The 20,230-nt window shown below is 68.9% G+C and carries 13 protein-coding genes; 8 read left to right on the forward strand and 5 right to left on the reverse strand.

The window, feature by feature from the left end:
• Positions 1–8: 8 nt before the first annotated feature.
• Entirely contained in the window at positions 9–1,508 is a 1,500-nt protein-coding gene (locus E3O65_RS13005; protein WP_134364155.1) for a CoA-acylating methylmalonate-semialdehyde dehydrogenase, read from the forward strand.
• 118 nt (positions 1,509–1,626) lie between these two features.
• Here E3O65_RS13005 and E3O65_RS13010 read toward each other — a convergent pair whose 3' ends face one another.
• The gene (locus E3O65_RS13010; protein ID WP_134364156.1) at positions 1,627–2,550 is read right to left on the reverse strand and encodes a LysR family transcriptional regulator; all 924 of its coding nucleotides are present in this window, start codon (positions 2,548–2,550) and stop codon (positions 1,627–1,629) included.
• Between the two features lie 137 nt (positions 2,551–2,687).
• On the opposite strand from E3O65_RS13010, the gene E3O65_RS17445 reads away from it, so the two are divergent.
• The 3 genes from E3O65_RS17445 to E3O65_RS13020 all read left to right on the forward strand — a co-directional run bounded on the left by E3O65_RS17445 (position 2,688) and on the right by E3O65_RS13020 (position 5,380).
• On the forward strand, positions 2,688–2,810 hold the full coding sequence (locus tag E3O65_RS17445) for a hypothetical protein (protein ID WP_277870456.1): 123 nt from the start codon (positions 2,688–2,690) through the stop codon (positions 2,808–2,810).
• A gap of 66 nt (positions 2,811–2,876) precedes the next feature.
• Positions 2,877–3,425 (forward strand): orotate phosphoribosyltransferase, encoded by a 549-nt coding sequence (gene pyrE, locus E3O65_RS13015; protein ID WP_134364157.1) that lies wholly within the window; start codon positions 2,877–2,879, stop codon positions 3,423–3,425.
• Positions 3,425–5,380 (forward strand): hypothetical protein, encoded by a 1,956-nt coding sequence (locus tag E3O65_RS13020; RefSeq protein ID WP_134364158.1) that lies wholly within the window; start codon positions 3,425–3,427, stop codon positions 5,378–5,380. Before pyrE ends, E3O65_RS13020 begins: the two co-directional genes overlap by 1 nt.
• A 165-nt stretch (positions 5,381–5,545) precedes the next feature.
• On the opposite strand, the gene E3O65_RS13025 is transcribed toward E3O65_RS13020, so the two are convergent.
• The 4 genes from E3O65_RS13025 to E3O65_RS13040 are packed head-to-tail and all read right to left on the reverse strand — an operon-like array spanning position 5,546 to position 9,115.
• Complete coding sequence (locus tag E3O65_RS13025; RefSeq protein ID WP_134364159.1) at positions 5,546–6,346, reverse strand: HAD-IIA family hydrolase; 801 nt, start codon at positions 6,344–6,346, stop codon at positions 5,546–5,548.
• A gap of 52 nt (positions 6,347–6,398) precedes the next feature.
• Positions 6,399–7,043 carry a metal-dependent transcriptional regulator gene (locus tag E3O65_RS13030; RefSeq protein WP_134364160.1) on the reverse strand — a complete coding sequence of 215 codons (645 nt, stop codon included), beginning with the start codon at positions 7,041–7,043 and terminating at the stop codon, positions 6,399–6,401.
• Positions 7,044–7,102: 59 nt separating this feature from the next.
• Positions 7,103–8,365 (reverse strand): Nramp family divalent metal transporter, encoded by a 1,263-nt coding sequence (locus E3O65_RS13035; RefSeq protein ID WP_422386427.1) that lies wholly within the window; start codon positions 8,363–8,365, stop codon positions 7,103–7,105.
• Between the two features lie 60 nt (positions 8,366–8,425).
• On the reverse strand, positions 8,426–9,115 hold the full coding sequence (locus E3O65_RS13040) for a DedA family protein (protein ID WP_241985866.1): 690 nt from the start codon (positions 9,113–9,115) through the stop codon (positions 8,426–8,428).
• 101 nt (positions 9,116–9,216) lie between these two features.
• Here E3O65_RS13040 and E3O65_RS13045 point away from each other — a divergent pair, with 101 nt between their 5' ends.
• From E3O65_RS13045 to E3O65_RS13060, 4 genes are all read left to right on the forward strand, one after another.
• Positions 9,217–9,846, forward strand: coding sequence for a TrmH family RNA methyltransferase (locus E3O65_RS13045; RefSeq protein WP_134364161.1), 630 nt, complete (start codon positions 9,217–9,219; stop codon positions 9,844–9,846).
• Positions 9,847–10,041: 195 nt separating this feature from the next.
• Complete coding sequence (locus tag E3O65_RS13050) at positions 10,042–18,447, forward strand: DUF11 domain-containing protein (RefSeq protein WP_134364162.1); 8,406 nt, start codon at positions 10,042–10,044, stop codon at positions 18,445–18,447.
• 16 nt (positions 18,448–18,463) lie between these two features.
• Complete coding sequence (locus E3O65_RS13055) at positions 18,464–18,832, forward strand: DUF4440 domain-containing protein (protein WP_134364163.1); 369 nt, start codon at positions 18,464–18,466, stop codon at positions 18,830–18,832.
• Between the two features lie 125 nt (positions 18,833–18,957).
• The gene (locus E3O65_RS13060) at positions 18,958–20,226 is read left to right on the forward strand and encodes a baeRF2 domain-containing protein (RefSeq protein WP_134364164.1); all 1,269 of its coding nucleotides are present in this window, start codon (positions 18,958–18,960) and stop codon (positions 20,224–20,226) included.
• The last annotated feature ends 4 nt before the right edge of the window (positions 20,227–20,230 follow it).

A 20,230-nucleotide genomic window follows, 5' to 3' on the forward strand; every position in this document is an offset into this window, starting at 1 on the left:
GAGCGCCCATGACCGAACTGCCCGCTATCACCCACTGGATCGACGGGGCCCCGGCCCTGGGCGTCTCGACCCGTAGCGCGCCCGTCTTCAACCCCGCCCTCGGCACCGTCGCCAAGAATGTGCTTCTGGCCGACAGCGCCGATGTCGACACCGCCGTCGCCTCCGCGCAGGCCGCCTACCCGCTCTGGCGTGACACGTCCCAGGCGAAGCGCCAGGGGGTCATGTTCAATTTCCGCGAGCTGCTGAACGCGCGCAAGGGCGAGCTCGCCGACATCCTCACCGCCGAACACGGCAAGGTGACCTCCGACGCCCTCGGCGAGATCGCGCGCGGCCTCGAGGTCGTCGAATTCGCGCTCGGCATGCCGCACCTGAGCAAGGGCGAGTACTCCGAGAACGTGTCCACGGGGGTCGACGTCTACACGCTGCGTCAGCCGCTGGGTGTGGTGGGCATCATCAGCCCGTTCAACTTCCCCGCCATGGTGCCGCTCTGGTTCTTCCCGATCGCCATCGCGGCCGGCAACACGGTCGTGCTCAAGCCGAGCGAGAAGGACCCGTCCGCATCGAACTGGATGGCCGCCCTGATGACCGAGGCCGGCCTGCCCGCCGGCGTGCTCAACGTCGTGCACGGCGACAAGGAGGCCGTCGACGCTCTGCTCGTGCACCCCGACGTGCAGGCGATCTCGTTCGTCGGCTCCACGCCGATCGCCAAGTACATCTACGAGACGGCCGCGCACCACGGCAAGCGAGTTCAGGCCCTCGGTGGTGCGAAGAACCACATGCTCGTACTGCCCGACGCCGATCTGGACCTGGCCGCGGATGCCGCGGTCAACGCCGGCTTCGGCTCGGCCGGTGAGCGCTGCATGGCGATCAGCGTGGTGGTGGCCGTGGAACCGGTGGCCGATGAGCTGGTTGCGAAGATCACCGAGCGGCTCACAGGCCTCAAGGTGGGCGACGGCATGCGCGGATGCGACATGGGGCCGCTGATCACGCAGGCGCACCGGGACAAGGTGGCCTCCTACATCGACCTCGCGCACACCGACGGGGCCGAGGTCGTCGTGGACGGCCGTGGCATCGAGGTGGACGGCGACGCGAGCGGCTTCTGGCTCGGCCCGACCCTGTTCGACCGGGTCAGCACGGACTCGGACGTCTACCTCGACGAGATCTTCGGCCCGGTGCTCTCCGTCGTGCGGGTCGCCAGCTACGCCGAGGGGCTCGACCTGATCAACCGCAGCCGCTACGGCAACGGCACGGCCATCTTCACCAATGACGGCGGTGCGGCGAGAAGGTTCCAGAACGAGGTGCAGGTCGGAATGGTCGGCATCAACGTGCCGATCCCCGTCCCCGTCGCGTACCACTCGTTCGGCGGGTGGAAAGACTCCCTGTTCGGCGACGCCAAGGCCTACGGTCCGGGCGGGATCGCCTTTTACACCCGGGAGAAGGCCATCACCAGCCGATGGCTGGACCCGAGCCACGGCGGCATCAACCTGGGATTCCCGCAGAACGCCTAGCGCCCTGTCTTCTCCGCTCGCCACGGCCCGCATGGCCGCGAGTGCGGGTGAATCGTCGGTATGACCCTTCCTAACCGACAATTCGCCCGCATTCGCGGCCGGTGCATGGGCCAGGGGCCTAGGAAGTGAGGGCGTGCTGGGCCTGCACGCGGGCGGCCTCGGTGCGCAACACCTCCAGGACGGTGCGCACGGCCAGGCGCTCGGCCCGATCGGGGCGCATGAGCGCCACGATCTGCCGCTCGGCGTCCACGCCGCGCAGCGGCTTGAGCAACAGCTTGCCCGGCTGGTCGCCGCCCCAGGTGTAGCGGGGCACGAGGGCTATGCCGAGGCCCGCCATCACGAACGCCTCGATCACCCGCAGGTCGGCGAACTGCTGCGCGACGGTAATCTGACTGCCGGCCGTCTGCTCGATCTGGTGCAGGATGCGCTCGAACGGGTAGCCGTCCGGCGCGCCGATCCAGGTCTCGCCGATCACGTCCGCCGGAGTGATCCACGACCGGGAGGCCAGTCGGTGGCCGGCCGGCAGCCCCACGTCCAGCGGCTCGGTCATCAGTGGAACGACCGTGAGGCCGCGGCCGCCCCAGGGGAGCTGGCCGCGCAAGCTGTAGGCGAGCACGATGTCGTACTCCGCTGTGAGCGCGGGAAAGTCGCTCAGCTCCGGATCCTTGTCGGTGCAGTTGACGACGAGTCCCGGCACCTGGGCGAGATTCTTCAGGGCTCCCGGCAGCAGCATCTCACCCGCGGTGGGAAACGTGACCAGGCTCACCTCGCCTGTGGCGTCGTTGCGGAATTCGTCCCAGACCGCCCGGGCGCGGGCGAGGGCGACCGCGACATCCGTTGCGCTGCGGGCCAATGCGCGGCCGGCATCCGTCAAAATCAGGCCGCGTCCGCTGCGCTCGGTGAGAGGCAGGCCAGCCTCCCGCTCGAGCACTTTCAGCTGCTGGGAGACAGCGGATGGGGTGCGGTGCGTTGCGCGGGCGACCTCAGTGATGCTGCGGCGTTCGGCCAATTCGCGGAGTAGTTCGAGTCGTTGGACATCCATGTAGCAACGCTACACACTCCGTGCAGAACTATGCGATTGTGCTGCAAAGTTAAAGGTGGTCGAATAAATACGTCGAACTCGTGCAATGGTGCCTCCGTCTCCCCGACATCAACCCCCATTTCCCGAAAGGTACGACCGTGTTTGTTCTTCTCGCCGTTCTCGTTCTCATTGTGATCGCCTCCATCGTTGCCGTCGTCGTCGATGTGCACAAAGACGGTTTCCGTCGCGTTCCGGACCGCAAGCTCGTTCGCATCTTCTGATTCGCATAGTCCCGAGCGTCGCCTGCCCTCAGGTTCTCCGTCGGTCGATGGCCTAAAGTCGATCCTGTGACGGATACACGCCAGCAGCTCATCGCCCACATCGCGGCCGAGGCCGTTTTTCACGGGGATTTCACCCTGACCAGCGGCAAGAAGGCGACCTACTACGTCGATCTCCGCAAGGTCAGCCTCGACCACCGCGTCGCGCCGCTGATCGGCCAGGTCATGCTCGACCTGATCGCCGACATCCCGGACGTCGTGGCGGTCGGTGGCATGACCATGGGCGCGGACCCCGTCGCCGCGGCCGTCCTGCACCAGGGCGTAGCCCGCGGCGCCGCGTATGACGCCTTTGTCGTGCGCAAGGAGCCCAAGGACCACGGCCGTGGCAAGCAGGTCGAAGGACCTGACCTTGCCGGCAAGCGCGTCATCGTGCTCGAAGACACATCCACCACGGGCGGATCTCCGCTGGCGGCCATTGACGCGCTGCTCAAGGTGGGTGCCGTCATCGCGGGCGTCGCCGTCGTGGTCGACCGCAACACCGGTGCGCGCGAAGTCATCGAAGCGGCCGGCTACTCCTACTACGCCGCCATCGGCCTTGAGGACCTGGGGCTGAACTAGTGCCCAAGGACGAGGTGCCCGGCGAAGATGGAATGAAGTGGCTGGCATCCCAGCTCGGCGACGGAGCACGCCCGGCACTGCCGGACGAGTATGCACCCCGCCAGTCGCCGCGGTGGCCTAAAACCTCTCGCATCGTTCCGCCGAAAACCGTCGTCGAGCCGTCGACGCACACAGGAGTCTTCCTCTGGGGGCTGAAACCCACCACTCAGCCCGATCCGCGGGTCGCCACAGGCGCCGCGGCCCGGGTGGCCGCCGTGCCGGCGGTCGAGACTCCGGCGGCCCCCGTTCCCGGCTCGGCCGCGCCGGGCGCTGGTGCCGGTTCCGCTGCTTCGCCGGGCGCGGTGCCCTCGACGACGGCAGCCCTGTTCGTCGTCACGCCCGCGACTTTTCCGGCGCGCTCTGTCCGGCCGGTCCCCATCGTTGAGCCAGGTGCCTCGCTGACCCCGGAGCTGACTCCGGCCGACATTCGGCCGGCCCCTGCTTCTGCTGTCGCGGCGTCCGATGCCACGGTTCCCGATGCCACGGTTCCCGATGCCACGGTTCCCGATGCCTTCGAGGCCATGCCCGCTCCCACGCCTCCGGAGGTGCCGGGCGGCGCAGGTGCGGACGAACCCTTCGGGGACAGCCGGTTGTCGGACGCCGCCCTCGAGCCGGCCCCCTGGTGGACCACTCTGACGCAGTCGCCCCTCGTGCTGACGGTTGAGGAGATCGCCGCAGCTGACCTTCTCGCCGGACGCACGCCGCCGGCTGCTGCCCCCGAACCGGCTCCGCTCCCGGCGCCGGTGTCGGCCCGCGGGCGTTTGCGTGCACGCCTGGCGTCCACCAGGCCGGTTGCTGGCCCGCTCGGGAACCCGGCTCCGGTCGCCGCGGTTGGTGCTGGTGCTGGTGCTGCTGGTGCTGCCGGTGCTGCCGGTACTGCCGGTACTGCCGGTGCCGAATCGGCTCTGCCTGCATCGCCCAGCCCTGAGGCCCCCTCGCGGGCAGCCGTGCGGCTTGCCGAGGCTGCTGCTGCCGGCTCCGCGAGCTCAACGCCCTCGGCTGTCACGGAGACCGTTGCGTCGTCATCCCTGCCAGCGCCCGTTGCCGCTGCAGCCTCGGACGAAAGACCCGCCCGCGATGCTGTGGTGGGAGCAGTCCCTGTCGGGCCCGCAGCATCCGTTGCCGCGCGTTCGGCGGCGGTTGCCGATCCGCGACCCCCAGCTCCGCCGCCGGCCCCGCGCCTTGCCGCCTCCGCAGTGCCTGCTTCCGAAAAGTCGGTTCCGCGGTTGGCGGGCGCCGCGCCGTCCTCCTCTGCCGGGATGCCGCCGACCGGTCCCGGCGGTGGCCGACCGGGTTCGTCCGGTCGCCCGCCCACCGAGAGCCGTCCGGACCGGCGCCGCCTTTTGGCTTGGATCGCCGGCGGTCTCGCGCTCGTGGTTGTGCTGGCTGCGCTCTTCTTCCTCGGACAGAGCCTGGTCGGTGGCGGCGATCCTGCGCCGGTGGCGGTGGCCACGTCCAGCGCCACACCCACCCCGAGTGCCACCCCGAGTGAGGCGCCGGCCGCCCCGGTTGAGGCCACCGGTCCCCAGCCGGCCGGAGTGCACCAGTGGGACACCCTGTTCGGCGGCGAATGCCTGCAGCCCTACGTGAGCCCCTGGGAGGAGGAGTTCACGGTCGTCGACTGTGCCACCCCGCATGCGGCGCAACTCGTCTACCGCGGACTCTTTGCCGGCGACGCCGCCACCGCTTTCCCGGGTGAGGCCGAGCTGTCCGGGCAGATCAATGCACTCTGCGGTGCGCCCGGCGTGATTGATTTGGCCGCGGCGGGAGGGTACTCCGACCTGCAGGTTCAGGGCAGCTACCCGGTGACTGAGGAGCAGTGGGCCGACGGCGCCCACGACTACTTCTGCTTCGTCGACCTTGCTTCGGGGGAGCCGCTCACGGCGAGCGTTTCGGGCCCGGGGCCCAGCGCGTAGGTGCTCGGCGGCATCCGTCGCTGGCGCCACTCGCCCATTGCCCGAACGAATTCGACGGAGATATTTGTGAAAAAGGCCCATTCTGGCCAGTAAACCGGCTTCTGGTGCAAAATCTCCGTCGAATTCGGCAGGGCCGGACGGACCGGCGGCAGGGCCAGCGAGACGCTAGATCGCGTCGGACTCGATGGGCTCCAGGGAGACGAGCTCGTGCACGCCGGAGAGGATCTCGTCCGGGCGGAACGGGTAACGCTTCACTTCGGCCTCATCGCTGATGCCGGTCATCACCAGGATGGTGTGCAGCCCGGCTTCGATTCCGGCGATGATGTCGGTGTCCATCCGGTCCCCGATCATGGCCGTGTTCTCCGAGTGCGCGCCGATCTTGTTCATCGCCGAGCGGAACATCATCGGATTCGGCTTGCCCACCACGTACGGCTCCATGCCGGTGGCCTTCGTGATGAGGGCCGCGATGGCGCCCGTGGCGGGCAGTGGGCCGTCCGCGCTGGGGCCTGTCGCATCCGGGTTGGTTGAAATGAAGCGCGCGCCGTTCAACAGCAGGCGGATGGCCTTGGTGATGGCCTCGAACGAGTAGTTTCGGGTTTCACCGACCACGACGTAATCGGGGTTGGTCTCGGTCATGATGAAGCCGGCCTCGTGCAGGGCCGTCGTGAGTCCCACCTCGCCGATCACGAAGGCGGTGCCGCCGGGCGCCTGGGAACGCAGGAAATCGGCGGTCGCCAGGGCAGAGGTCCAGATGCGATCTTCCGGCACGTTGAGGCCCGAGGCGCGCAGGCGGGCGCTGAGATCCCGGGGGGTGAAGATCGAGTTGTTGGTGAGCACCAGGAACGGGGTGCCCGCGTCGCTCCACTGCTGCAACAGTGCCGCGGCGCCCGGGAGGGGTTTGTTTTCATCCACCAGCACGCCGTCCATGTCGGTGAGCCAGCATTCGATGTCTTCGCGGCGTGTCATTGGGTGCTCCCTCGGTTCGGGACAAGCCTAGCGGCGCAGTGATTCCCGCCGGTTACGCGGTGAGCCAGATCGACCGGGTCGCAGCGGTCGACAGTCGACGGATGCCCCCGTCCGGCAGGCGAACGGCGCCGGGTTCGAGCACCGTGAGCCGGGTACCGGGGCCGACCAGATCCGCGGCGAGATCGCGCAGGATGCCCGGATCGCGGTCGCTGATACGCACCACCTCCCCGACGTGGCCGGGATCAGCATCCGCGAGCAGCACCGCTTCGGGGCGGGTGAGGGTGCCGTCTTCAGCGGGGATCGGGTCACCGTGCGGGTCCGCGCGCGGATGCCCCAAGCGGTCTTCGATAGCCGCCAGCAGCCGATCGGAGATGGAATGCTCGAGGATCTCCGCCTCGTCGTGCACCTCGTGCCAGTCGTAGCCCATCTCCCGCACAAGCCAGGTCTCGATCAGCCGGTGCCGGCGCACCACGGCCGTCGCGCGCAGGAAACCGGCCCGGGTCAGGGTGAGCGGCCCGTAGGGGACATGCTCGATCAGGCCGCCGGCAGCGAGCTTCTTCACCATTTCGGTGACCGATGACGGCGCCACACCGAGCCGTGCGGCCAGCGCCGAGGGCGTGATCGGCTGTGGCTGCCACTCGGTGTGCGCGTAGATGGTCTTGAGGTAGTCCTCAGCCGCGGGCGTGGTGTGTTTCATGACGTCTTCAGGCTAGCGGGCGCCCGCGCCGAGTGCCGGGCGATCAGCCCGTACGCCCGTCACGCCCCGGTGAACACGAGCACGAGCAGCACCACGTTGAGGGCCACCAGCAGCAGCGCGCAGATCGCGCCGGCCAGTGTCGTGAACCAGCGGTTGGCGTGCTCGCCGAGCACGCCCCGCTGCCGGGTGAGCCAGACCAGCGGGATGAGCGCGAACGGGATGCCGAACGACAGCACGACCTGGCTGAGCACCAGGGCCTCGGTCGGGTCGAAGCCCACGCCCAGGATCAGCAGCGCCGGAATCAGAGTGACCACGCGCCGCACCAGCAGCGGCACCCGCACGTGCAGCAGGCCGTGCATGATCTCCGCCCCCGCATATGCTCCGACCGAGGTCGACGCCAGCCCGGAGGCGAGCAACCCGACCGCGAACACCGTCGCGATCACGGGCCCGAGAGTTGCCTCGAGGGCGGCGTGGGCGCCCTCCAGCGTGTCGGTCCCGGCGACGCCCTGCAGAGCGGATGCCGCCAGCAGCAGGATCGACAGGTTCACCGTTCCGGCGATCGCCATGGCGATCGTGACGTCCCATTTGGTAGCCCAGAGCAGACGGCGGGTCTCTGCCGCGTCCGTCACCAGTGGAAATCGGTCGCGGGTGAGCGCGGAGTGCGCGTAGATCGCGTGCGGCATGATCGTGGCGCCGAGGATGGACGCAGCCAGGAGCACCGAGTTCGCACCCTCGAACCGCGGCACAAGACCGGAGACGACGCCGCCGGCATCCGGCGGGGCGAAGAACACCCCGGCCGCGAAGCCGACCGTGATGATCAGCAGCAGTGCCACGATGACGCGTTCGAACGTGCGCGGGCCGCGTCGGGTCTGCACCGTGAGCACGATCATCGAGATGACGCCGGTGATCACGCCGCCGGCGAGCAGAGGGAGGCCGAAGAGCAGGTTCAGCGCGACCGCGCCGCCGATGATCTCCGCCAGGTCGGTGGCCATGGCCACCAGTTCCGCCTGCACCCAGTAGAGGCGGCGGGCCAGCGGGCGCCGCATGCGCACCCCGAGGATCTCCGGCAGGCTCGTGCCGGTGACTATGCCGAGCTTGGCCGAGAGGTACTGGATCAACCAGGCCATCACGTTGCCGGCCACGACCACCCAGACCAGCAGGTAGCCGTAACGGGCACCGGCAGTCATATTGCTGGCGACGTTGCCGGGGTCGAGGTAGGCCACGCCCGCCACCAGGGCAGGTCCGAGCAACCAGAGCAGGCGAGTGGATGCCACGGTGGTCGTCACCGGGGCCGGCCCCCTCGCATCCGTGCGTACGTTGATTTTAGACACACCTCAAGATTAGGGCATTTTTAGGCTGCCCGAAAGAGTGCCCGGCACCGCCTACTCGCGGAGTTCCTCGGGGATCGTGGCAACGGGCACGGCGTTCTTGCCGCGGGTGCGCATGGTCTCGCGTCCGGCCTTGTAGAGCTCGGACAGGATCGGCACGCCGGAGAGCAGCACGATGCCGATGATGAAGTACTCGGAGTATTTGGCCACGAACTCGATCTGGCCCAGCAGGAAGCCCACCAGGGTGAGGCCGACGCCCCAGGCGAAGGCCCCGATCAGGTTGAACAGAACGAAGGTGCGGTATTTCATTCGGCCGACGCCGGCGGCGACCGGCACGAAGGCGCGGAACACGGGCAGGAAGCGGGCGATGATGACGGCCTTGCCGCCGTGTTTGGCGAAGAAGGCGTTGGTGCGTTCCACGTTCTTCGGGTTGAACAGGCGGTTCTGCTCACGGGCGAAGACGGCCGGTCCGGCCTTGCGGCCGATGTAATAGGCAAGCTGGTCGCCGGAGAACGCGGCGATGAAGATGACGAGGCAGGTCACCCAGATCGGGAACGGCACGTCTCCCGTGGCGGTGAGCAGGCCCACCGTGAAGAGGAGTGAGTCGCCGGGCAGGAACGACAAGACGATGAAGCCGGTCTCGACGAACACGACGCCGGCCACGCCGAGCAGAACGAACGACCCGAACCAGCCGATCAGCCACTCGGAGTCGAGGAAATCGATACCGAAGAGTGTGGGATGCAAATGAGTTCCTTCAATCGGGGCACGAGCCGGCGTAACGCAAACCCTGCAGGCCAGAATAGCCGACGGCGAGGTGGTGGGGCCCGGCGGGATACGGTGGATCAGTGCAAGAGCCGTCGAACCCCACACCCGAACTGTCCACCCACGGCGTCGGACCCTGGGTGGGGGAGTGGCCCGAGGAATCCTTCTACGACCGGGAACTGCTCGAGCGCGGCGACACCCGAAACGTGATCGACCGCTACCGGTACTGGTCCATGGCGGCGATCGTCGCCGACCTCGACGAGAAGCGGCATCCGTTCCACGTCGCCATCGAGAACTGGCAGCACGACATGAACATCGGCTCGATCGTGCGCAGCGCCAACGCGTTCGCCGCCGACACGGTGCACATCATCGGGCGAAAGCGCTGGAACAAGCGCGGCGCCATGGTCACCGACCGCTACCAGCACGTCCTGCACCACCCGGATGTCGCGTCCTTCGTCGAGTGGGCCGCCGCCGAGACCCTGCCGATCATCGCCATCGACAACGTGCCCGGCAGCGTGATCATCGAGACGTTCCCCTTCCCCGAGCGCTGCGTGCTCCTGTTCGGCCAGGAGGGCCCCGGCCTTTCTCCCGAGGCGATCGAGGCAGCGGATGACGTCGTCGAGATCAGCCAGTTCGGCTCGACCCGTTCGCTCAACGCCTCTGCCGCGGCGGCCGTCACCATGCACAACTGGGTGCTGCAGCACCGGTTCTGAGCGGTTGAACGCGCTCCGCCGCGCGCCGCTGCGGCCCCTAGAAAGGGGGGCGTGCGAGGGCTGCCATCCGAATTGCCGATCCGGTACATTCTCACTAGATGTTTTGTCCGGGGGGCAAATTCTCGGCACCGGCATCCGTGCGCCGAGGGGCTACTGCATCGCTTCGTCCGATGTCGCAGCCCCAGGAGCCCCACCGTGCCACAACACAGCGTTCGCGCCCGCCACCAGAAGCGCACGACACTATTCGCCTCCGGGTTCCTCGCACCGGCCCGCGCGCACATCCGCGTCACCGCCGGCGTCCTGGCCGGCCTGCTCGTCGCGGTCGGCCTCACCGTCGGCATGGTGGTCGCCCCCGCCAGCGCCGACTCGCTGATCACGCTGTCCGCCGACTCGACCGGAACAATCCTCGCCGGCGAGAACGCCACCGTCACCCTCACCGCCAGCGGGCCGAGCGGATCGACCGCCGACTACTACAACCTGGCCTTCCGGTACGAGCTCCCGACCGGGGTGACCTACGTCGCCGGCAGTGCGGCGAGTGCCACCGTGCCTGCCCTTCCTGACCCCACCATCGTGGTGATCACCGACTCGGCCGGCCCGCCCGCCGTCACCCACCAGGTGCTGATCTGGACGAACATCGCCGACCTCCCGCGCGGTACCACCCCCGGATTCACCTTCGAGATCAAGCCGGATGCAGGCGTTTACCCGGTCGGGGCGCCGATCCCCGGCAACGCCGCCGTCTACGCGCAGACCAACCCGCGCCTGCTCGCCAAGTTCGACAAGGACACCGGCGTCGTCGTCGCCGGAAGCTTCGCCGCCTCCGACGCCGTCAGCCCGACCGCCACCAAGGTCGCCGCGATCACGGTGACCAAATCGGAGCCGAGCCCGGAACACGAACTCATGCGCGGCGTGCACAACGAAGCCCGGGTCTACACCATCGACACCCGCAATACCGGCATCGCCCCCACCACCGGCGTCGTCCTCGTCGACTACCTGCCCGCCGGACTCGAGTTCCTCGGCTGCGGCGCGACCGACAACAGTGCCGACGAGGAATACCCGAGCTCCGGGCCCGTTCGCGCGACCCTCACCGGGGGCGAACTGGCCACCTGTCAGACTCCGGTCAGCATCGAGACCGTGAACAACCGACCCGGATTCGTCGGCCAGGTCTTCACCAAAGTCACCTGGAACCTCGGCGTGCTGGCCGCCGGCTCCACCCGCACCATCACCTACGCCGCCGGGATCCCGCTCCGTGCCAACACCCTTTCCTGGCCCGCGGGCACTCCTGGGGCCCTGCTCCAGGGCGCGAACCTCGACAACAACACCGGGGCATCCACCCGCCAGGAAGATGCGGCCGCCGCCGGCCAGTCCTTGACGAACACCGCAACGGCTTCCGGCACGTACACCGGTAAGGTCGCCACCCCGGCGGATGCCGCCACGTCATCCAGCGACTCCGTCACCGTGAAAGCCATGGACCTGTCCATCGTGAAGGCGGGCGGCGGCGTGTTCAGTGCAGGCGACACCGCCGACTTTTCCCTTCTGGTCCGCGCCGGCGAGTACACCGACGCCAGTGCCATGACGATCGTCGACACCATCCCCAATGGCCTCTGCCCCATCCTGCCTGCCTCCGTGACATTCACCCGCAGCGCCGGCTGCCCCACCGCCGACAGCGTCACGAATGCGACAGTGACCGGTGTCGTCGCCAACAGTGACGGCACGTTCACCGTCACGATGAAGCCCGCCCCTGACGCAATCGCCCACGACGGCAGCGTGACCATTGACTACAGCGCCTATATGAACGAGACCTACCAGGGCACGACCAGCGTCGGAACCGGCGCCGGCGTCCCCACCGCGGCGGGGGACTCCTTCCGCAACACGGTGACTATCGCCGGCACCACGACCGGGCTCACCCCCGGCGACCTGACCACCAAGGCAGTCACCGATGACTCCTCCGCGGGTCTTGGTTCGGACGGGCCGGAGATCAGCAAAAAGGTGCTGAAACGACCGACCCCCGGGGCCTCTCCGGTGGACTGCGCGTCTGCCGACCCGACCCAGTACGTCGACGAGGAACCTGTTCCCGCGCCGGGAGCCGGTGGCGCGGCGACCCCGGCCGAGATGCCGGCCTACCAGGTCGGCGACAAGGTCTGCTTCGAGCTCACCGTCACCTTCTCCACCTCGACGAAGACCCGCAACGCCCAGATCACCGACTTCGTGCCGGTGGGCACCCGCTACGACTCCTATGCCCTCGCCGCCGGTAGCACCGTCACGGTCACTCCCGTCGCCGGCACCCAGTCCGCGACGCCCCTGGTCGCCGACCCGCTCCCCGCGGCCTGGAACCTCGGCGTCACCGAGGGAGGTGCCGACCGCTTCGTGCCCAAGGGTTCGACCCTCACCATGTACGTGAGCGCCATCATCGACTCGCGCACCGCTGGAACGGCGGTCGACATCACCGCCAACCTGATGAAGTACCGCCAGGAGACGACTGGAGGCGGCGTGCTCGCCCTGCGCGACCAGGTCGATTACATCGTCGCCCCGACACCGGCGGTCCTGCTTGCCAAGACCATTGTCAGCGTCAACGGCGCCGCCCCGGCCGCCCCGAATGACAACGTCGTGGTCAAGGAGGGTGACACCGTCCGATACTCCGTCGACGTGAGCGGAGCCACCACGAATTTTTTCGACGTGGAGAACCTCAACGTCTGGGATGCCCTTCCGGCCGGCTACGACTGTGCGACCTGGACCGTCACCGGCATCACCGCGGGTGGGGTCTGTCGTAACCCGGGCGACGCCGGCTACCCGGCGAACTCGGCTGCTCCGACCGGGCGCAGCGTGATCGAATGGACCATCGCCGGGCCGCTCGGTGCAGCGGATATCGCCAACCTCGCGTACACCGTGACGGTTCCCGCGGGAGTGAGTGTTTCCCGGGTCTTCGTCAACACGGCATCCGTCGTCGCCTTCACCACGCCGACCACCAACGCCACCGACAACACCTACTTTCCGAAAGGCTCGCTCAACCCCGCCCATGACACCGACGGCACAGCGGCCCCGGCGAACGACAACGCCCAAGTGCGCCTCTCCGATTCCCGGGTCGCGAAGACCGGCATCAGCCGTATCATCGAGGCCGGAAACACGGCCGACCAGGCCGTCGCGGGTGAACTCGTCGACTACACCTTCTCCGTCACCGTTCCTGCCGGCACCACCGTCTTCAACGGCGTGCTCTCCGACGCCCTCCCGACCGGCCTGACCACGACCGGCGCGACCGCCGTGGCGACCCTCGACGGCGGAGCCCTCCCAGGCGGATTCGGGCTGAACGCGACCACCGGCGAGCTGACCTTCCCGGCGACGCACGACAACACGACCGCGACCGGCCAGGTCTTCACCGTGACCCTGCCCGGCGTGCTCGTGGGCGTCGGACTGTCGTCCGGCACCCTCCGAAACACCGCGACGTTCGCCAGCACGGACACCCTGACCGGCACCGCGCTGCCGAACCGCACGGCCCAGAAAGCCATCACGGTCGTGACTCCGCTGCCGACCCTGACCAAGACGGTGGACAAGCCCACCGCCCGCGGCGGTGACCTGGTGGTATTCACACTGACCGCCGGCAACACCGGTAGCCGTCCTGCGGCCTACGACGCACGCCTCACGGACTGCCTGCCCGCGGGCCTGGACTTCGACCCCTCGACCGGGTTCCTCACCTCTCCCTCCGGAACCACGGTTGCCTCCGAAGACGGCACCGGCGCGGGCGGAAACGGCTGTGCTGTCGGCACCACCCGCTTGATCTGGAACCTGCCCGGCACGGGCGCCCTCCTGGCCCCTGCGACGGCACAGGTCACCTTTCAGGCTCGGGTGACCCCGGCTTCCGCCGGCCTCGAGACCTACACCAACACCGCGTTCGTCACCGGATCGACCCTGGACAACCCCGGCCTCACCCCGGTGAATGACCCAAACACCGAACGCGTCGTCACCGCGTCGTCCTCCGCCGTCGTGACCGTGGAGGGTGCCGTGACCGTGAAGACGGTGCTGCCGGCCACGGCCACCATCGGCGGCACGATCGACTACACCGTGAAGGTCACCCTGCCACAGAACGTGAACTTCTTCGACGCTGCGATCATCGACACGCTGCCCGTCGGTCTCGTCGCCGGGACCGCGACCGTGACCTGCCTCACCGCCGCAGCCGTGGACTGCGCGGCGGACCTGCCAGGGGCCGGGGCGCCCCTGACGGCCTCCGGTCAGAAGATCGGCTGGTCGCTCGGCGACGTCGCTGCGAAACCCGAGATCCGCACCCTCACGGTCACTTTCACCGGCACCGTGACCTCGGCGTCCACCAACGCGGCGGGCGTGGTCCTGAAGAACGGTGCGCTGCTGGGCTGGAACGTGGTGAACGGAACCAACCCCACGGCGGCGAACGCGTCCTTCTCGCGCACCGCAGCATCCGCCACCGCCGACGTGACGGTTCTCGAACCGTCGCTCTCGATCGCCAAGAGCGTCTCCAACTCCACGCCGGAACCCGGGCAGGCCTTCACCTATACGGTCACGGCGCGGAACGCGAACACCGCCACCACCAGCGACGCCTTCGCGGTGAGCATCGTCGACACCATCCCGGCCGGGATCGACCCGGCGAGCATCGTGAACATCTCAAACGGCGGCGTGCGCTCCGGCAGCACGATCACCTGGACGGTGGCGAGCATCGCCAAGAACGCAGCGGCGGTGCTGACCTACGACGCGAAACTCGCCGCGTCGGGCACCCTGGGGACCAGCGCCATCGTCAACACGGTGCGCATCCCGACGTACCGGTCGCTGCCGGCCGCAACGCCCGATGAGCGCGAATATACGGTGAACCCGCCGACAGGTTCCGCCTCCGTCACGCCGGACTTCCCCCGCATCGTGCTGACCAAGGCGCCGTCCGACGGCACCACGGCCTACCCCAACACCCCCTTCGGCTGGACCCTCGGCCTGACGAACACGGGCTCCGGGACCGCCGCCACCGTGACGGCGACGGATATCCTCCCCGCCAACTGGGAGTACCTCGCCGGCACCGGCACGGTGTCGGTCAACGGCGCCCCGGCCGTTGCCCTTCCCGACCCGGCGGTCGGCACGGTTTCCGGCGTGCAGACCCTGGTCTGGTCGGCCTTCCTGGGCGTCGGCCCCACCGGCACAATCGCGATCCGCTACTCCGCCCAGCCGACTTTGGCGGCGGCAACCGCCGCACCGGGCGCTGGAGCGGGCATCCGGCACACCAACACCCTGTCCGCGTCGACGACGGATGCGACCGGCGCCACCGGCCGCTCCGGTCCTACCTCCTACACCGGAGCGCCGGCCTCCGCGGCTGCGCACCTGGACTCCGCCGACGTGTCGATCGTCAAGGCCGCCGGCGCTGCACTCGTCGCCGGAACCACGACCGCCAACGCCTGGACCCTGACGGTGAGCAACAGTGGACCGGACACCGCGGTCGGCATGGTCGGAGGCCATAACTTCCGGGTCACCGACACCCCGGCCCAGCCGCTTCCGGTCGGGCTGACGGTCTCGGCCGCCTCCGGCAGCGGCTGGTCCTGCACGGTGCCCAACGCCTCCACCGGCGCTTTCACCTGCGACCGTCTGAGCGACGCTGAAACCCTGGCGCCCGGCAACGCCTGGCCGCCGATCACGGTGGCCGTCGCGGTTGCCGCCGACGTGGCATCCGGCACGGACGTGGACAACACGGCCACGGTCGCCACACTCACCTTCGACCCGGCAACCGGAAACAACACCGATTCCGAGACCATCGCGGTCACCACCAATGCCGACCTCCGAATCGAGAAGGCATCCCAGGGCGTCTTCACGGCCGGGCAGGTCGCGACCTGGACGATCGACGTGACCAACGCCGGCCCGTCGCTCTCCCGGGCCCCGATCGAAGTCACCGACACCCTGCCGGCCGGCCTGTCCGAAGTCTCGTTCGCCGGAACGGACTGGACCTGCGACACCACGGCGACTCCCGTGAGCTGCACGACGGACACCGATCTGGCGCTGGGCGACACGTCACGCATCACCGTGACCGCCCTGATCGACTCGGATTTCACGGGCAGCCTGACCAACACGGCAACCGTGGACGGCACCACTCCTGACCCGGATCCGGCCGACAACGAGTCCGGTACCACCGACTCCGTCGATACCGGAACGACCCTTGCGATCGAGAAGACGCTTCTGGACGACACGCTGGTGCCCGGCGCCGAGGCCGCTTACCGCTTCCTCGTCACCAACACCGGCACCGCGGACGCCCGCTCGGTCACCATCTCCGACGAGCTACCGGACGGGTTGACCTTCGTCGGCACGGCTGCCGCCGGCCCCGGAACCTGGACCTGTACGGAGACGGCGAGCGACCCCTCGACCATCGGCTGCAGCCTGAGCGGCACGCTCGCGCCCGGCACAGCCCAGACCGTCGACGTGACGGTTCGGGTGGCCAGCAGCCTGCTCGGCGACGTCGTCAACGCGGCCACGGTTGCTGCGGACAACGCCGAACCCGTCACCGACGACACCAATACCGCCCTCACCGGATTCTCCGACCTGGGTATCGTGAAGTCCCACCCGGACGCACCCGTTTTGGCGGGAACCGACGTGGTCTACACCCTCGAGGTTGAGAACCACGGACCCTCGGATGCCCCGATCGGCACGGTCGTGACCGACCGCGTGCCCGACGGCCTCACCCCGGTGTCCGCAGACGGCGGGTCCGAGTGGTCGTGTGACCCGCCGGCCGGCCAGGAGCTCACCTGCACGAGCACGGGCATCCTCGTCGCCGGTGGCACGGCGCAGTCGATCCTGGTCACCGTCGCCGTTCCGGCCGACGCCGGGGCGGCAACGTACACCAACGTCGCCGAGGTGACCGGTGTGCGGGACGAGCCGGCGCGCGACGCCAACCCGAACACGGCGAGTGACCCGACGGCCGTGACCGACCTGGCCGAGGTCAGCATCGTGAAATCCGTCACGACCGACCCGGCATCCATCGTCGCCGGGGGCTCGGTGGGCTACACGCTGAGAGTGACCAACGCCGGCCCGTCCTTCGCGGACGCCCTCACCGTCGCCGACGCCCTCCCGGCCGGCTTCACCGCGACCGCGATCACCGGAGACGGCTGGAATTGCAACCTCGCCACCGTGAGCTGCAGCCGGGACACCCTCGGGTTGACGTCCACCGTCATCACCGTCACCGCGACCGTGTCCTCCGCGGTTGCCGACGGCACGGTGGCCATCAACTCGGCGACCGTGGTCTGGACCGACAGCCGCCTGGAACCGCATGTCGACACCGACTCGGTGCCCGTGACGGTCAGCGCCGTCGCAGACCTGATCCTGGTCAAGTCGGCGCGCACGAGCACGGTGAACGCCGGCGAGACCGTCGAATTCGACCTCGAACTGACGAACGCCGGTCCGTCCGACGCCGTTGGCCCGATAACCGTGGTCGACACGCTGCCGGTCGGCATCCGGTTCCAGACGAGCGCGACCGGATGGTCCTGCGCGGCCGACGCCGCCGCGGCCGATGCGGAACAGGCCGTGACCTGCACCCTCGGCGACGGAACCGTGGGCCTGGCGGCCGGCGGGACCGTGACCGTGCTGAGGCTCACGACCGGCACGGACCCCGCGCTCGGCCCGGTCACGCTGACGAACACGGCCGTCGCCGCGACGCCGACCACCGAAATCGACCTCATCAACAACGAGGACTCGGCCGACGTCACCTTCACCCGACTCGCCGACCTCGCCATCGTCAAGTCCCATAGCGGTGCCGGAGTCATCGGTGCTGCGACGGCGTTCCCGATCGTCGTCACCAACGCCGGCCCGTCCACGGCGGTCGCCGTGACCGTGGTCGACTCCTTGCCCAAGGGTCTCACCTGGATTGATGCCGCCGGCAGCGATCCGGCCTGGAGCTGCACGGCCGGAGTGACCGACGCCGTCACCGGGGTCACCCCGGTGACCTGTGCGCTGGCGGGCGAGCTGGTCGCCGGAACGATGGCACCGACCCTGGTCGTGAACGCCACTGTGGACGCACGCGCCTACCCGCTCGTGACGAACAGGGCGACGGTGTCCTCCGACACCCCTGACCCCGAACCGGCCGACAACTCCGCGACAGACCCGCTCTCGGTGACCCCGCTGGTGACCCTCCAGGTCACCAAGACGCATCTGGGGCAGGCCAGCACGGGGGAGAACCTCGACTACCTCATCTCGGTGACCAACGTGGGCGTGACGTCCGACCCGGGCGGGTTCTCGATCGTCGATGACCTCCCGTCCGGCCTGGCCTATGTCGAAAACGCGGGTGAGGGCGTGAGCTGCGCGGCCGTGCGGGCATCCGTCACCTGTGTGTTCGACGGCGAGCTGGCGATCGGCGAGACCCGCTCGGTCACCCTGACCACCACGGTGCTCGCGGCGGCCTCCAGCCAGATCGTGAACACCGTCATGGCCCGGAGCCTCTTCGCCGACCCGGCTGCGCCGACCGCTACCGCGACCGACACGGTCAGCGTGCAGGAGGCACTCGCCGACACCGGCGTCGGCCGGATCGCACCGCTGCTGGCGCTGGCCCTCACGGTGCTGCTGCTCGGCGGCGCAATGCTCGTTTACGGGCGTCGCAGACGAGACGGCACCCGAGGTTAGGGGCTAGCGTTGGATCATGACTGCGATCACTGACGATCTGCCCGCCCGCCTCCTGCACGAAGAGCACGAGGGGTGGCAGGCGATTGTCGCCGGCCACGGCGGCGACTACTACCGGCGAACCATGACCGCGGACGGACTCCTGATCCTGCCGGGCAGAATCGTCTCCCGCGACGAGGCGATCGCGTTCTTCAAAGGCATGGTCGCGGTCACCAGCTACCAGCTGCGCGCCCCCGCCGTGGTGCGCCTCAACGACCACGCCGCTGTGCTCGTCTACCGGCTCTTGGCCCACCGCGGCGACGAGGTGATCGAGTCGAACGCAGCCACAACCTACGTGTTCGCCGACGGCGGCTGGTGCGTGGCGACGCACCAGCAGACCGCCGTCTAGCAGCAGCTCCGACGGCCGCGAGAAGGGTCTGCACCACCCTCTCCCGCCGCCGTCCAGTGAGGGTTGTGAACGCTGGAACCCGGGGATACCGTGGCCGACAAATTGCCACAGAAGGGACTCCGGCCATGGCTGATTTCGGTAGTGAGAGGATCGCGGACCTATACCGCCGGCCTGGTTCGGTGTCGAGCGCCTACGTGGACGTGACGCAGGATGCCCGGAACCCCCGGCGCACCTCCACGCTGCGCCAGCGCACGATGCGGGAGGCACTCACCGAGGCCGGCGCCCCCGAGATCGACGCGAACACCATTGTCGAGCTGGTCGAGGAGCCGCCAGGGGTAGGCGGTCCGATGGGCCGGCTGATGATCGTGCGGCAGGGCGTGGTCGAGGTCAACGAGGTGCTCACGGGAGAGCCGCTCGGTGAGCTCCTGGTGGCCTACGGTCCCGTGCCCAGCCTGCTCCCGCTGCTGATCCACCGACCGCGCGACTTCAGTTACGTCGTGGCCGAGGCCGGGCGTGACGGCGGTGAGATCACCCTGTTCCGGCTGAGCCGTTCCCAGCCAGTTTCCCGGGTGCGCGTGGAGGGCGACACCGAGTTCCTCACCAAGGTGGGGTCCGAGGACGACTTCCTTGCGAACGGGCGCTACCAGCACCACACCGAGGAGGTGTGGAAGCGCAACGAGGGTCAGATCGCCGCCGCAATCGACGAGGTCGTGCGCGACAGCAGGGCCGAACTGCTCATGCTCACCGGAGATGTTCGTGCACGGCAGCTCCTGGTCGACCAGTTGTCCCCGACCAGCCGTGACGTGTTGCACGTCGTGCCCACGAACACTCGCCCGGGCGGGGCCACCCAGGAGGAACTCGAGGCTGACGTGCATCGCCACGTCGCGGCGATTCACGCGCAGGACGCGTACGACGCCCTCGAGCGGCTTGGCACCGGCCAGGGCAACGGCCTCTCCGAGATCGACTTCGCAGCCGTGGTTCGAGCCCTGCAGCAGGGCCAGGTCGACGTCCTCCTGCTGGCGGCCTCCCGGCCGCCGGGAGAGACCCTGATCGCCCTCGACCGCGAACCCTGGCTGGCGGCCACGCCGGCCGACGCGCTCGGCGCGGGCGAGCTCGGTTCGGTGCCGGCCGTCGACGCGCTGATCCGAGCGGCGATCCTCACGGATGCACGGGTGATCGTGGTGTCTCCCGGCGCGCTTCCGGCAGAGGTGAGCGCCGCCGCGCTGCTGCGCTGGTCGACCCTCCCGGCCTCGGTGGAAACCCCTACCGCAGCGGAGGCGGAACTCGCGGATCTCCCCAGCCGTGGCGATGCGGTGACGTTCCCGCGTCGTCGCTCCTCGTCCGGCATCTCGGACACCGGCACGGACAGCGGCCAGGACCGGCCGGAGCGGTAACGCC

It is taken from the genome of Cryobacterium breve, from assembly GCF_004402375.1.
Classification (GTDB): domain Bacteria; phylum Actinomycetota; class Actinomycetes; order Actinomycetales; family Microbacteriaceae; genus Cryobacterium; species Cryobacterium breve.